Here is a 13,646-nt window from a genome sequence, read left to right as displayed (position 1 = left end):
GGGCCGGTGGCGGCAGCGGGGCTCAGCAGCAGCGGAAGCCCTCGCGGGGGTCCGCCTCGCGGGCGTCCGTGCGGGCGCGTTCGAAGGCGCGCCGGGTCAGGACCTCGGCGTCCGGGTCGTGGGAGCGGGCGTGGGCGACGTACCGGTCGTACGCCGCCTCGCCCGAGAACTCCCGTACGAAGAACCGGGCGCGGGCCAGCGCCCGGCGGACCCCGCTCATGACGCCGCCGGTTCCTTGACCCGTCCGCCGCCCGAGTCCAGGCCGGCCGCGGCGAGCTCGGCCCGCTCGGCCGCGGTCGGGATCAGCCCGGCCGGGGCGACGATCTTCGACTCGGTCCACGGGACCTCGGAGAGCCGCACCGACTCCGGGTGGGCGATGGCCTTGAAACAGGTCCGGGCCGCGTCGGCGAGCACGATGATGATCAGCACCGCGAACAGCGCCGACAGCACGCCGTCCACCGTGGCGTTGGTGACGACGGTGTGCATGTCGTCCATGTTCTTGGCGGGCGGCAGCACCTTGCCCGCGTCGATCCCGCCCTGGTATTTGTCGCGCTGCGCGAAGAAGCCGACCTTCACGTCGTCCGAGAAGACCTTCTGGTAGCTCGCGGTGAGCGTCACGGCCACGTCCCACGCCAGCGGAACACCCGTCACCCAGGCCCACTTGAGCCGCCCGGACTTGACCAGCAGGGTGGTGCAGACGGCCAGGGCGACGGCGGCGAGGAGCTGGTTCGCGATGCCGAACAGCGGGAAGAGCTGGTTGATGCCGCCCAGCGGGTCCTTGATGCCGACCCACAGGAAGTAGCCCCAGCCGCCGACGACGACGGCGCTCGCCAGCCACACGCCGGGCTTCCAGCTGACGTTCTTGAAGGACTTGTGCACGTTGCCGAGGGTGTCCTGGAGCATGAACCGTCCCACGCGGGTGCCCGCGTCCACGGTCGTCAGGATGAACAACGCCTCGAACATGATGGCGAAGTGGTACCAGAACGCCTTCATTCCGGTGCCGCCGATCACGGCCGAGAAGATCTCCGCCATTCCGAGTGCGAAGGTCGGCGCGCCACCGGTACGGGAGAGCAGGCTCGCCTCCTCGACGTCCTTCGCGGCCTGCGCGAGGGCGTCCGGGCTGATGGCGAAGCCGAAGTTGGTCACCACCTGCGAGGCGCTCTCGACCGTGGTGCCGATGACGCCGCCGGGGGAGTTCACCGCGAAGAACAGACCGGGATCGATGATGGTGGCCGCGATCATCGCCATGACGGCGACGAAGGACTCGGTGAGCATCGCGCCGTAGCCGATGACCCGGACCTGCGTCTCCTTCTGGATCATCTTCGGGGTGGTGCCCGAGGAGACCAGTGAGTGGAAGCCGGACAGGGCCCCGCACGCGATGGTGATGAAGACGAAGGGGAACATCGAGCCGGCGAAGACCGGGCCGTCGCCGCGGGTCGCGAAGTCGGTGACCGCGGGCATCTTCAGGGTCGGCATGGCGATGACCACGCCCAGGGCCATCAGCGCGATGGTGCCGATCTTCATGAAGGTGGAGAGGTAGTCGCGGGGCGCGAGCAGCATCCACACCGGCAGCACCGAGGCGAAGAAGCCGTACCCGATCATCCAGAGGACCAGCGTCTCCTTCTCCAGCGTGAAGGTGGGGGCGAGGGAGGACTCGGCGACCCAGCCGCCCGCGACGATGGCGAGCAGCAGCAGCGCGACGCCGATGGCGGAGACCTCGGTGACCCGGCCCGGCCGCAGCACGCGCAGGTAGAAGCCCATGAAGAGGGCGATCGGGATGGTCATGCCGATGGAGAAGACGCCCCACGGGGAGTGCGCCAGGGCGTTCACGATGACCAGGCCGAGCACCGCCAGCAGGATGATCATGATGGTGAACACGGCGACCAGGGCGGCGACTCCGCCGACCGGGCCGATCTCGTCCCGGGCCATCTGGCCGAGCGAGCGGCCGTCGCGCCGGGTGGAGAAGAACAGCGTGACCATGTCCTGGACGGCGCCGGCGAAGATGACGCCCACGACGATCCAGATGGTGCCCGGCAGGTAGCCCATCTGCGCGGCGAGCACGGGCCCGACGAGCGGGCCGGCGCCGGCGACGGCGGCGAAGTGGTGGCCGAAGAGCACCCGACGGTCGGTGGGGTGGTAGTCGACACCGTTGTCAAGGCGTTCGGCGGGGGTGGCCCGGGTGGTGTCCACCTTCAGCACGCGGTGGGCGATGAAGCGGGAGTAGAAGCGGTAGCCGATGGCGTACGAGCCGACCGCGGCGGCGAGCAGCCAGGCGGCGGAAATCTCCTCGCCGCGGGAGAGGGCGAGCACGCCCCAGGCGATGGCGCCGATGAGTGCGACGAGTACCCATGCGGCAATGGACTTCGGAGAGGGCGAGCCCGGCGCGGTGCCCGGACTCGCCTTGTCCCGTGTCGTTCCGTTTACTTCCGGTTCAGACATGACTCTCGTCCCCTCGTCGATCATCTGCGTAAGCGCAGGGAATCTACGGGGGATTGCCCGGTGAACGTAAGACCCGTCCGCATAACGGTATGGGGTGACCGCTCGGCGGCCGGTGATCGGTCAGACGGTGGGCCGCTTGAGCCGCGCGACGAACTTGTAGCGGTCGCCGCGGTACACGGACCGCACCCACTCCACCGGTTCGCCGTCGGCGTCCAGGGAGTGCCGGGAGAGCATCAGCATCGGCAGGCCGACGTCGGTGCCGAGCAGGCCGGCCTCGCGCGGGGTGGCCAGCGAGGTCTCGATGGTCTCCTCGGCCTCGGCCAGGTGCACGTCGTACACCTCGGCGAGGGCGGTGTAGAGGGAGGTGTACTTGGCCAGCGAGCGGCGCAGCGCGGGGAAGCGCTTGGCCGAGAGGTGGGTGGTCTCGATGGCCATCGGCTCGCCGCTGGCGAGGCGCAGCCGCTCGATGCGCAGCACCCGCCCGCCGGTGTTGATCTTCAGCAGGCCGGCGAGGGTGTCGTCGGCCGTCACGTAGCCGATGTCCAGGAGCTGGGAGGTCGGTTCCAGTCCCTGGGCGCGCATGTCCTCCGTGTAGGAGGTGAGTTGCAGGGCCTGGGAGACCTTGGGTTTGGCGACGAAGGTGCCTTTGCCCTGGATCCGTTCCAGTCGTCCCTCCACGACCAGTTCCTGGAGGGCCTGCCGGACGGTGGTCCGCGAGGTGTCGAATTCGGCCGCGAGCGTGCGCTCCGGCGGGACCGGGGTGCCGGGCGGCAGTGTCTCGGTCATGTCGAGCAAGTGCCGCTTGAGTCGGTAGTACTTGGGTACACGCGCCGTGCGGGTGGCTGCCCCGCCCTCCGGCTCCGTGATCGCCCCTTCGGTGGCCATCGCCGCCCGCCTTCCCGACTCCAGTTTCGCTGCCGTCACCGGCTCCTCCGATATGTGCGGTCACATCGTGACACGTATGGGAGGACAGGCCTTCTCTCCCCCCAGGTGTCGGTCCGATAACGGACCCGGACACCCGCTCATTAGACCCTTGACACCCCTAAAGGTCTAGGCCAAGCTCCAGCTACTGGTCTACACCAATATGGATCAGATCCCGGCCCCACGGGCAGTACTCGGTACGTACGTCACCGCGGCGGGCGAGGGAAGTTGCAGGCAGCATCCCTGAGGAGGGTGGCGTGAAGCGCAAGCTCATCGCGGCGGTCAGTGTCGCGGGCATGATGGTCGGAGTCGCGGCGTGCGGCAACGGCAGCGACGACAAGTCGAAGACCGACGCGGGTGGCGCCAAGGAGATAACCGTCTGGCTGATGGACGGTTCCGCGCCGAAGGCCTGGCTCGACGAGGTCAACAAGGAGTTCGCGGCCAAGCACCCCGGTGTCACGGTCAAGGTCGAGGAGCAGAAGTGGAAGGGCATCCAGGAGAAGGTCACCACGGCCCTCTCCGAGAACACCCCTCCGGACGTCATTGAGCTCGGCAACACCCAGACCGCCGGCTACGCGGTCACGGGCGGCCTCGCCGATCTGACCAAGGACAAGGCCAAGCTCGGCGGGGACGCCTGGGCGAAGGGCATGACGGCCTCGTCCGAGATCGACGGGAAGCTCTACTCCGCTCCCTGGTACGCCGCCAACCGCGTCGTCGTGTACGACAAGAAGGCCTTCGCGAAGGCCGGCATCACCCCGCCGAAGACCCGCGACGAGTGGGTGGCCGGCCTGGAGAAGCTGAAGGCGGCCGACCCGGCCTCGCAGCCGATCTACCTGCCCGGCCAGAGCTGGTACGTCCTCGCCGGCTTCGTCTGGGACGAGGGCGGCGACCTGGCCGTCAAGGACGGCGGCAAGTGGAAGGGCGCGCTGAGCACCCCGCAGGCCACCTCCGCGATGGACTTCTACAAGAAGCTCCAGTCCTTCTCGACCGCCCCGAAGGACAAGGACGAGGCCACCCCGCAGCAGTCCACCGACATCGTTCCCAAGGGCGGCGTCGCCTCCTGGATCGGTCTCGGCTGGGAGGCCGCCGGAGCGGAGAAGGCCCTGAAGGACGCGGGCAAGGAGGCCGACTTCGGCTACTTCCCGATCCCGGGCAAGACCGCCGACAAGCCGGGCACCGTGTTCCTCGGCGGCTCGAACCTCGCCGTGGCCGAGCGCTCCAAGAACAAGGAGCTCGCCAAGGAGTGGCTGGCCCTCGCCGCCGGCAAGGACCAGATGACCAAGTACGCCGCCGAGACCAAGGGCGCGCTGCTCCCGAACCAGGCCGCCGCGAACTTCGCGACCGCCCCGGGCTCCTTCGCCGAGTCGATGGCCCTGGCCGGCGCCAACGGCAAGATCACCCCGGTCACCGCGGGCTGGGCGAACGTCGAGACCGAGCCGAACCCGATCAAGGAGTTCATGACCAAGGTCCTGAACGGTGAGGACGCCGCGAAGGCGGCCGCGGCCGCGGACGCCGAGATCGCGAAGCGGATCAACCAGTAACACCACCCCGCAGCACCGGCAGGACCCGCATCACCGGAAGTACCCGCAGGACCCGCTGTACCCAGCAGTGTGAACGCACCGGGGGGTGTGGCAGGCGCCCAGGCGTCTGCCACACCCCCGGTCGCGCATTTGACTCCACAGTCAACCGCGAGGAAACGAACACATGACCGTGCACTCCCAGGGAGCGGCGACCAGCGCTCCACAGGACGCACCACTGAAGTCCGCCGGACGACCGCCGAAGGCACCGGCCGGCGCCGGAGCCACCGGCCCGGCGTCTCCTCGCGGGGGCAGAAGGTCGCTCCCCTCGGGGTGGCTGCCCTATCTCCTGATCGGGCCCGCGGTGCTCAGCCTCGCGGCCCTGCTGCTCTACCCGCTGATCAAGAACGTGATCCTGTCCTTCCAGGACATCAACAAGATCGAGTTCATCCAGCGGAAGTACCCGTCCGCCGGGTTCGGCAACTACACCGAACTCCTCGGCGACTCGAACTTCTGGACCGTCGTCGTCCGAAGCTTCGCCTTCACCATGGCCAACGTCGCATTGATCATGGTGCTCGGCAGCCTCATCGGCATCCTGCTCAACAAGCTCGGCAAGTGGATGCGCCTGGTCCTGTCGATGGCGCTGGTGATGGCCTGGGCCATGCCGATCGTCGCCTCCGTACAGGTCTTCACCTGGCTGTTCGACGAGCAGTTCGGCGTCATGAACTGGGTCATGCGCACCATCGGAGTCTCCGGCTACGAACAGCACAACTGGTTCGAGACCGGCCTCTCCACCCTGACCATCGTCACCCTCCTGGTGGTCTGGGGCTCCATCCCCTTCGTCGCCCTCAACATGTACGCCGGTCTGACCACGGTCAGCGCCGAGCTGTACGAGGCGGCCCGGATGGACGGCGCCAACGGCTGGCAGACCTTCTGGAAGGTCGTCTTCCCGAACCTCAAGCCCTTCTTCCTCATCACCACGTTCCTCGAGGTGATCTGGGTCTTCAAGGCCTTCACCCAGGTCTACGCCATGAACAAGGGCGGCCCCGACCGCGCCTCCGAGATCCTCCCGGTGTTCGCCTACGTGGAGGGCCAGAGCCAGTCCCACTACGGCCTCGCCGCCGCGATCTCCGTCCTGACGATCCTGATCCTCGTGGTCGTCATGTCCTTCTACTTCCGCCTGATCCTGAAGCAGGAGGAGGAGCAGTGAGCACGACCACCGCCCCGAAGCCCGCGGCCTCCGCCCCCTCCGGGAAGCCCGCGCAGCAGCTCCGCACCCGCCGGCCGCTGCGCCCCGGGACCGTCGCCAAGAACCTCGGCGCGCTCCTGCTGGCCGCCGTCTTCGTCTTCCCCGTGTACTGGATGTTCTCCTCGGCCCTCAAGCCGTCGAGCGAGATCCTCACCAAGGACCCGGCCTTCGTCTTCACCCCGACGCTGGACAACTTCACCAAGGCCACCGGGGTCGAGAACTTCTGGACGTACGTCACCAACAGCGTGCTGGTCACCGTCGGCGCCGTCCTGCTCGCCCTCCTCGTCGCCCTCGCCGCGAGCTTCGCCATCGCCCGGATGAAGTTCAAGGGCCGCAAGGGCCTCGTGCTCGCCGTGATGATGGCCCAGATGGCCCCCTGGGAGGTCATGGTCATCGCGATGTACATGATCGCCCGCGACAGCGAGATGCTGAACAGCCTCCCGCTGCTCACCGCGATCTACTTCGCGATGGTCCTCCCCTTCACCATCTGGACGCTGCGCGGCTTCATCGCCGCGGTCCCGGTGACCCTGGAAGAGGCCGCCCAGATCGACGGATGCACCCGCGGCCAGGCCTTCCGCAAGGTGATCTTCCCGCTGCTGGCCCCCGGCCTGATGTCCACCTCGCTCTTCGGCTTCATCACCGCCTGGAACGAGTTCGCGATGGTCCTGATCCTGAACAAGGACAAGACCGCGCAGACCCTGCCGCTCTGGCTCACCGAGTTTCAGACGGCCTTCGGCAACGACTGGGGCGCCACCATGGCCGCTTCCTCGCTGTTCGCGGTCCCGGTCCTGCTGATCTTCATCTTCCTCCAGCGCAAGGCCGTCGGCGGGATGACCGCCGGCGCCGTGAAGGGATAACGGCACGATGACTGTCCTTGCGCACCGGGTCACCGCGTCCGATTCGAACGACGGCCTCACCCGCGACGCCCTCGCGGTGCTCCAGCCCGGCTTCGAAGGCACCACCGCCCCCGCCTGGCTGCTGCGCCAGGTCGCCGAAGGCCTCACCGCCGTCGGCCTCTTCGGCCGCAACATCACCTCGCCCGAACAGCTCGCCGCGCTCACCGCGCAGCTGCGTACCGAGCGCGACGACGTCCTCGTCGCCATCGACGAGGAGGGCGGCGACGTCACCCGCCTCGAAGTGCGGGGCGGCTCCTCCTTCCCCGGCAACCTGGCCCTCGGCGCCGTCGACGACACCGAGCTGACCCGGGACGTGGCCCGCGAACTGGGCCGCCGCCTCGCCGAATGCGGGGTCAACCTCAACTGGGCCCCGTCGGCGGACGTCAACTCCAACCCCGACAACCCGGTGATCGGCGTACGGTCCTTCGGCGCCGACACCCACCTCACCGCCCGGCACACCGCCGCCTACGTCGAGGGCCTCCAGGCCGCCGGCGTCGCCGCCTGCACCAAGCACTTCCCGGGCCACGGCGACACCAACGTCGACTCGCACCACGCGCTCCCGCGCATCGACGTCGACCTCGACACCCTGGTCGCCCGCGAGCTGGTCCCCTTCAAAGCCGCCATCGAGGCCGGCACCAAGGCCGTGATGAGCGCGCACATCCTGGTGCCCTCGCTCGACCCGACCCGCCCGGCCACGCTCAGCCCGCAGATCCTGACCGGCCTGCTGCGCAAGGAGCTGGGCTACGAGGGCCTCATCGTCACCGACGGCATGGAGATGCACGCCATCGCCGGGACGTACGGGATCGAACGCGGCTCCGTACTCGCCATCGCGGCCGGCGCCGACGCCATCTGCGTCGGCGGCGGACTCGCCGACGAGGCGACCGTCCTGCGGCTGCGCGACGCGCTCGTCGCGGCCGTCCGCGAGGGCACCCTCCCCGAGGAACGCCTCGCCGACGCCGCCGCCCGGGTGCGGGCGCTCGCCGAATGGACCAGCCGGGCCAGGCCGGACGCGCGGCAGGAGGGGAGCGGCGCGTCCGGCATCGGCCTGACGGCGGCCCGCCGCGCCCTCGTCCTCACGGGTGCGACCGCGCCGCTCACCGGCCCGTACGTCGCCACGCTCGCGCCCGTCGCGAACATCGCGGTGGGGGACGAGACCCCGTGGGGCGTGGCGGCGGAGCTGGCCCGACTGCTCCCGGACACGGCCTCGGGCACCTACCCGCAGGGCGCCACGGCCGGGGACATCCTCGCGGCGGCGGGGGACCGCACGGTCGTCGCCGTGGTCCGCGACGCGCACCGGCACCCGTGGATGACCGAGGCCCTGGACGCACTGGTCGCGGCCCGACCCGACACGGTGGTGGTCGAAATGGGCCTGCCGCGCGCGGAGCCGCGGGGGGCGCTGCACATCGCCACGCACGGAGCCGCGCGCGTCTGCGGGCGGGCTGCCGCCGAGGTCATCGCGGGGGCTTAGCGGCCCGGCGCGGGCCCGTCTGCCGGGGCTCGGCCCCGGACCCCGCGCCTCGAACGCCGGCGAGGCTGGATTGCCCTCAGGGCAATCCAGCCTCGCTGGGCGGACGGCATCAGCCCAAATCCAGCCCCTCCGGCGTTTGAGGAGCGGGTCCGGGCGGAGCCAAGGAGGCCCCGCGCAGCGGCTTCGGCTCCGCGCCGCGCACCCGCACCCGCACCCCGTGCACGCGAAGGGCCGGGCACCCCCCAGGGGGAGCCCGGCCCTTCGGCGTGTTCCGGTGCGGCTACAGGCCCTGCCAGGCCGGCTTGTTGGCGTACGTGTGACGGAAGTACTCGGCCAGCTTCAGCTTCGACGCGGCGGCCTCGTCCACGACGACGGTCGCGTGCCGGTGCAGCTGCAGCGCGGAGGCGGGGACCAGCGCGGACAGCGGGCCCTCGACGGTCTGCGCGACGGCCTCGGCCTTGCCCTCGCCGGTGGCCAGGAGGACCAGGTGGCGGGCGTCGAGGATGGTGCCGATGCCCTGGGTGATGACGTGGTGGGGCACCTGGTCTATGTCGTTGTCGAAGAAGCGCGCGTTGTCCACGCGGGTCTGCTCGGTCAGCGTCTTGATCCGGGTGCGGGAGGCGAGGGAGGAGCAGGGCTCGTTGAAGCCGATGTGCCCGTCCGTGCCGATGCCCAGCAGCTGGAGGTCGACGCCGCCGGCCTCGGCGAGCGCCCGGTCGTAGGCCTCGCAGGCGCCGACGATGTCCTCGGCGGAGCCGTCGGGGCCCATGAAGGAGGCCTTGGACAGGCCCAGCGGCTCCACGACCTCGCGCAGCACGACGGCCCGGTAGGACTCGGGGTGCCCGGTCGGCAGGCCGACGTACTCGTCGAGCTGGCAGATGCGGGCCCGGGAGGCGTCCACCGCGCCGGCCGCGACCTTGGCGGCGAGGGCCTCGTAGATGGGCAGCGGGGTAGAGCCGGTCGCCACGCCGAGCAGGGCGTCGGGCTTGCGGCGGACCAGGGCGGCCATGGCCTCCGCGATGAGCTCGCCGCCTGCCTTGGCGTCCGGGACGATGACAACTTCCACGCGGGGCCTGCCGATCTGGAGTGTGGTGCGGTCTGTGGTATAGACCAATATAGCAGAGGTGGGCCCTCTCCGGCTGGACTCCGCCCCATCTCATGGTGATCCGGATCCGCGCCCCTGGCCTCCCGGACGGGGCGGCTGCGGACGCCGCCGCGCGGCTCTCCCCGCCCCCGGGGCTCGGCCCCGGACCCCGAGGGTGCGGCGCCGCTGCCGGGGCTCCGCCCCAGACCCCGCGCCTCAAACGCCGGCGGGGCTGAAGGTGCCGCTGCGGGGTTGGAGGTGCCCTGCGGGCTTGTCCAGCCCGCTCGGTTGCGCTGCGCGCGCCTTCCGGCTGACGCCGGCCAAAGTCCAGGCGCGCTTGACGGACGGCAGCAGGCACATCCAGCCCCTCCGGCGCTTGAGGAGCGGGGGTCCCCCCGGACGGAGTCTGGGGGAGGGTACGGGGCGGAGCCCCGGATCTTTGAGCCGCACCTGGGCAGGCGGCCACGGCCGCATCCAGCCTCGCCGGCGCTTGAGGAGCGGGGTGCGGGGCGGAGCCCCAGGTCTTTGAGCCGCGCTTGGCGGGTGGCGGCGGCAGGCAAATTCAGCCTCGCCGGCGTTTGAGGCGCGGGGACTGGGCGGAGCCCAGGGGCCGCGCGGCGGCGCCTTCGGCCGTGCCGGCGTGCGGGGCGGAGTCCCGGGGGTCCGGGGGGTCCGCCCCGCCGGAGGGGTCAGGCCAGGGCCAGCTGGAGGCCGCCCGTCGCGTTCAGGTGCTGGCCCGTGAGCCAGCGGGAGTCCGGGGAGGCCAGGAAGGCCACCACGTCCGCGACCTCCTCCGCCGTGCCGATGCGGTGGAAGACCGACCGGGAGGCCAGGTGCGCCCGGGTCGCGGGGTCCGCGAGGAGGCCCGCGTTCAGGTCGGTCCCGGTGATGCCGGGGCCCACCGAGTTCACGGTGATCCCCCGCGGCGCGAGCTCCGCCGCGAGCGACCTCGTCAGCGCGTTCGTCGCGCCCTTCGCCGTGACCGTGGCCAGGATCGCCGGCAGCGCGAGGTCCGGGGTGCCGGTCACGTTCACGATCCGGCCCCCGTCCCGCAGCCGCGCCAGCCCGTACTTGATCACGAAGAACGGCGCCTTGGCGTTGAGGGCCAGCGTCCGGTCGTACGCCTCCTCGTCGATCTCCCCGATGCCCGCGAAGGTCGCCGACCCCGCATTGTTGACCAGCACGTCCACGCCCTCCGTGTGTGCGGGATGGGCCTCGTACGCCGCCCACAGCGCCCGCGCGTCGCCCGGGACGCCGAGCTCCGCCCGGATCGCGAAAGCCGCCCCGCCGGCCGCCTCGATGGCCGTCACCGTCTCCTTGGCCGCCGCCTCGTCGCGTCCGTAGTGCACCGCGACCAGCGCTCCGTCCCGCGCCAGCCGCTCCGCGACGGCCCGGCCGATGCCCCGGCTGCCGCCCGTGACCAGTGCCGTCTTCCCCTTGAGCACGCCCATGACGCGCCCCCCTTCGCAATTCGCTAGTGGTCGCTACAGAAGGGACCGTACCAGATTCAGTAGCGGCCGCTATAGAATCGGCGCATGGTGACAGGACAGCGCGGCAGACCCCGCTCCTTCGATCGCGACGCCGCCCTCGACAAGGCCATGCTCGCCTTCTGGGAGCGCGGCTACGAGGCGACCTCGATCTCCGACCTGACCGCCTCGCTCGGCATCGGCGCGCCCAGCCTCTACGCCGCCTTCGGCGACAAGCGCAAGCTGTTCGACGAGGTCGTGGTGGTCTACGGGGGCCGCTACGCGGACTTCGCGAGCGTGGCGCTGGCCGAGGAACCCACGGCCCGCGCGGCCGTCGAGCGGATCCTGACCGAGGCCGCCGCGATCTACACCGACCCGGCCCATCCGCCGGGCTGCATGGTGCTCAGCGCGGCCGTCAACACCACCTCGGAGGAGGTCGCCGAGGCCCTGCGTGAGCGGCGCAACGCCAACCTGGAGCTGTTCGAGCGCCGGATCCGGGCCGACGTGGCCACCGGCGTGCTGCCCGCGGACACGGACGCGCGGGCGCTGGCCCGGTACGCCGGGGCGGTGCTTCAGGGGATGTCCCAGCAGTCGCGCGACGGGGCGAGCCGGGAAGAGCTGGAGGCGGTCGCGGCGCGGGCCCTGCTGGCCTGGCCGCCGGCCTAGGAGGGGTGCGGGAGCCCCTGCGGGAGTTCCTCTGGGCCACGGTGCCCGACGGGACCCTCAGCCCGTCCGGCACCGTAGCCCGGAGTACTTACGGCCGGTGGGTGTGCGGTTCCCACGGCCGGTGAGAGGTGCCTGCGCAGTCAGGGCAGATCACGCGGCTTACCTCGATCCGTCCTCCTGTGCGGGGAGGGCGGAAGCTTAAGTCAATTGTGGACTAGACCATTAAGATCTGTCCATCCAATGACGGGGGGATGAATCCCGTCACTTCATCCAACAGTACGCGGCCCGCGCCCCTCCTGGATACTCCTGAGTACCGTCGTGGGGAAAGTCATGCGGCGTACCCGGGGTACGCTCGCCACGTGCCCTCCATGAACGACCTCGTACGCCAGCACACCGCTCTCGGTGAAACCGACCTGGAGTGGCTCCACCTGCTGGTCTCGGAGTGGCAGCTGCTCTCCGACCTCTCCTTCGCCGACCTCGTGCTGTGGGTTCCCACGCTCGACGGCACCCGGTACGTGTCGGTCGCGCAGATGCGCCCGAACACCGGCCCCACCTCGTACCAGGACGACATGGTCGGCCACTTGGTGCCGCGCGGCCGCCGTCCGTTGCTCGACGCCGCGCTCGACGAGGGCCGCATCGTGCGCGAGGGCGACCCGGAGTGGCGCGAGGAGGTGCCCGTCCGCGTCGAGTCGATCCCCGTCCGCCGCGAGGGCCGGGTACTCGGAGTGATCGCCCGCAACACCAACCTGCTCACTGTGCGTACACCGAGCCGGCTGGAGCTGACCTACCTCCAGTCCGCCTCCGACCTGGCCCAGATGATCGCCGCGGGCTCCTTCCCGTACCCCGGCCAGCAGGTCGACATGGACGCCTCCCCGCGCGTCGGCGACGGCCTGATCCGGCTCGATGCCGACGGCGTGGTCACGTACGCCTCCCCGAACGCGCTCTCCGCCTACCACCGCCTCGGCCTCGCCGCCGACCTGGTCGGCCAGCACCTCGGCAACACCACCGCCGAACTCGCCCCCTCCCGCGGCCCGGTGGACGAGGCACTCGTCAAGCTCGCCAGCGGCTGGGCCCCCCGGGAGACCGAGGTCGAGGGCAGCAGCGGGGTCATCCAGCTGCGCGCGATCCCGCTCAAGCCCAAGGGGACCCGGATCGGTTCCCTGGTGCTCTGCCGCGACGTCACGGAACTGCGCCGTCGCGAACGTGAATTGATCACCAAGGACGCGACCATCCGGGAGATCCACCACCGGGTGAAGAACAACCTCCAGACGGTGGCCGCGCTGCTGCGGCTCCAGTCCCGCCGGATGGATTCGGCGCAGGGCCGTGAGGCGCTCAACGAGGCCGTTCGCCGTGTCGGTTCGATCGCGATCGTGCACGAGACGTTGTCTCAGAACCTCGACGAGCGGGTCGAGTTCGACGAGATCGCCGACCGGGTGATCGCGATGGTCTCGGAGATCTCCCCGGGCAAGGTCGACTGCCGGCGCACCGGCCGCTTCGGGATCCTGGATGCGGAGGTCGCCACTCCGCTGTCGATGGTGCTCACGGAGATCCTGCAGAACGCCCTGGAGCACGCCTTCGCGGACGGGGACCGGGGCACGGTGGAGGTGTCGGCGGTCCGCTCCGGTACCGGCCGGGCGGACGGCCGGCTGCTGATCACGGTGCTCGACGACGGCCGGGGTCTGCCCGAGGGATTCGACCCCCAGCGGGCCGGCAATCTCGGGCTGCAGATCGTACGGACCCTCGTGGAGGGCGAGCTGGGCGGCACCTTCGACATGATCGCGGCGGAGCCGCGCGGCACGAAGGTCGTCCTCGACATCCCGTCCAGCCCGCAGAAGTAGCGGGAAGTAGCGGCCGGACCGTCACCCAAAGTGACGGGATTGCACCCCGGACAGCACTGAGCCCCGGACCGAAGGGTGATCGGTCCGGGGCCCAAGAGCACG

At 70.6% G+C, this 13,646-nt stretch carries 11 protein-coding genes; 6 read left to right on the top strand and 5 right to left on the bottom strand.

The window, feature by feature from the left end:
- Positions 1-22: 22 nt before the first annotated feature.
- The 3 genes from OG625_RS12710 to OG625_RS12700 form a co-directional block, all read right to left on the bottom strand.
- Entirely contained in the window at positions 23-220 is a 198-nt protein-coding gene (locus OG625_RS12710; RefSeq protein ID WP_329379406.1) for a YbdD/YjiX family protein, read from the bottom strand.
- Entirely contained in the window at positions 217-2,439 is a 2,223-nt protein-coding gene (locus tag OG625_RS12705) for a carbon starvation CstA family protein (RefSeq protein WP_329379404.1), read from the bottom strand. The genes OG625_RS12710 and OG625_RS12705 overlap by 4 nt, the downstream gene beginning before the upstream one ends.
- Positions 2,440-2,559: 120 nt before the next feature.
- A complete protein-coding gene (locus OG625_RS12700) occupies positions 2,560-3,324 on the bottom strand; it encodes a GntR family transcriptional regulator (RefSeq protein WP_329379402.1) in 765 nt (254 codons plus the stop codon).
- Positions 3,325-3,617: 293 nt separating this feature from the next.
- On the opposite strand from OG625_RS12700, the gene OG625_RS12695 reads away from it, so the two are divergent.
- The 4 genes from OG625_RS12695 to OG625_RS12680 all read left to right on the top strand — a co-directional run bounded on the left by OG625_RS12695 (position 3,618) and on the right by OG625_RS12680 (position 8,490).
- Positions 3,618-4,901, top strand: a complete 1,284-nt coding sequence (locus OG625_RS12695; protein WP_329379400.1) for an extracellular solute-binding protein — start codon at positions 3,618-3,620, stop codon at positions 4,899-4,901.
- A 163-nt stretch (positions 4,902-5,064) separates the two neighbouring features.
- Positions 5,065-6,087 carry a carbohydrate ABC transporter permease gene (locus OG625_RS12690; protein WP_329379398.1) on the top strand — a complete coding sequence of 341 codons (1,023 nt, stop codon included), beginning with the start codon at positions 5,065-5,067 and terminating at the stop codon, positions 6,085-6,087.
- A 77-nt stretch (positions 6,088-6,164) separates the two neighbouring features.
- On the top strand, positions 6,165-6,983 hold the full coding sequence (locus tag OG625_RS12685) for a carbohydrate ABC transporter permease (protein ID WP_329390615.1): 819 nt from the start codon (positions 6,165-6,167) through the stop codon (positions 6,981-6,983).
- A gap of 7 nt (positions 6,984-6,990) precedes the next feature.
- Positions 6,991-8,490 carry a glycoside hydrolase family 3 protein gene (locus OG625_RS12680; protein ID WP_329379396.1) on the top strand — a complete coding sequence of 500 codons (1,500 nt, stop codon included), beginning with the start codon at positions 6,991-6,993 and terminating at the stop codon, positions 8,488-8,490.
- A gap of 280 nt (positions 8,491-8,770) precedes the next feature.
- Here the strand turns inward: OG625_RS12680 and nagB are convergent, their stop codons facing one another.
- Together nagB and OG625_RS12670 are read right to left on the bottom strand one after the other, a co-directional pair.
- Positions 8,771-9,556: a glucosamine-6-phosphate deaminase gene (gene nagB / locus OG625_RS12675; RefSeq protein WP_329379393.1), complete on the bottom strand. Its 786-nt coding sequence runs from the start codon at positions 9,554-9,556 to the stop codon at positions 8,771-8,773.
- Between the two features lie 707 nt (positions 9,557-10,263).
- Positions 10,264-11,025, bottom strand: coding sequence for an SDR family oxidoreductase (locus tag OG625_RS12670; RefSeq protein WP_329379391.1), 762 nt, complete (start codon positions 11,023-11,025; stop codon positions 10,264-10,266).
- A gap of 84 nt (positions 11,026-11,109) precedes the next feature.
- Here OG625_RS12670 and OG625_RS12665 point away from each other — a divergent pair, with 84 nt between their 5' ends.
- Entirely contained in the window at positions 11,110-11,706 is a 597-nt protein-coding gene (locus OG625_RS12665) for a TetR/AcrR family transcriptional regulator (protein ID WP_329379389.1), read from the top strand.
- 368 nt (positions 11,707-12,074) lie between these two features.
- Positions 12,075-13,544 (top strand): sensor histidine kinase, encoded by a 1,470-nt coding sequence (locus OG625_RS12660; RefSeq protein ID WP_329390613.1) that lies wholly within the window; start codon positions 12,075-12,077, stop codon positions 13,542-13,544.
- Positions 13,545-13,646: the final 102 nt, after the last annotated feature.

It is taken from the genome of Streptomyces sp. NBC_01351 (assembly GCF_036237315.1).
In the GTDB taxonomy this organism is placed as follows: Bacteria; Actinomycetota; Actinomycetes; order Streptomycetales; family Streptomycetaceae; genus Streptomyces.
This window is presented reverse-complemented; position numbering and strand designations above follow the sequence as displayed.

Coding starts and splice junctions, on each gene's coding strand:
- OG625_RS12665 (WP_329379389.1), top strand. CDS start 11,110: ATGGTGACAGGACAGCGCGGCAGACCCCGCTCCTTCGATCGCGACGCC.
- OG625_RS12670 (WP_329379391.1), bottom strand. CDS start 11,025: ATGGGCGTGCTCAAGGGGAAGACGGCACTGGTCACGGGCGGCAGCCGG.
- OG625_RS12700 (WP_329379402.1), bottom strand. CDS start 3,324: ATGGCCACCGAAGGGGCGATCACGGAGCCGGAGGGCGGGGCAGCCACC.
- OG625_RS12660 (WP_329390613.1), top strand. CDS start 12,075: ATGAACGACCTCGTACGCCAGCACACCGCTCTCGGTGAAACCGACCTG.
- OG625_RS12710 (WP_329379406.1), bottom strand. CDS start 220: ATGAGCGGGGTCCGCCGGGCGCTGGCCCGCGCCCGGTTCTTCGTACGG.
- OG625_RS12690 (WP_329379398.1), top strand. CDS start 5,065: ATGACCGTGCACTCCCAGGGAGCGGCGACCAGCGCTCCACAGGACGCA.
- OG625_RS12680 (WP_329379396.1), top strand. CDS start 6,991: ATGACTGTCCTTGCGCACCGGGTCACCGCGTCCGATTCGAACGACGGC.
- OG625_RS12705 (WP_329379404.1), bottom strand. CDS start 2,439: ATGTCTGAACCGGAAGTAAACGGAACGACACGGGACAAGGCGAGTCCG.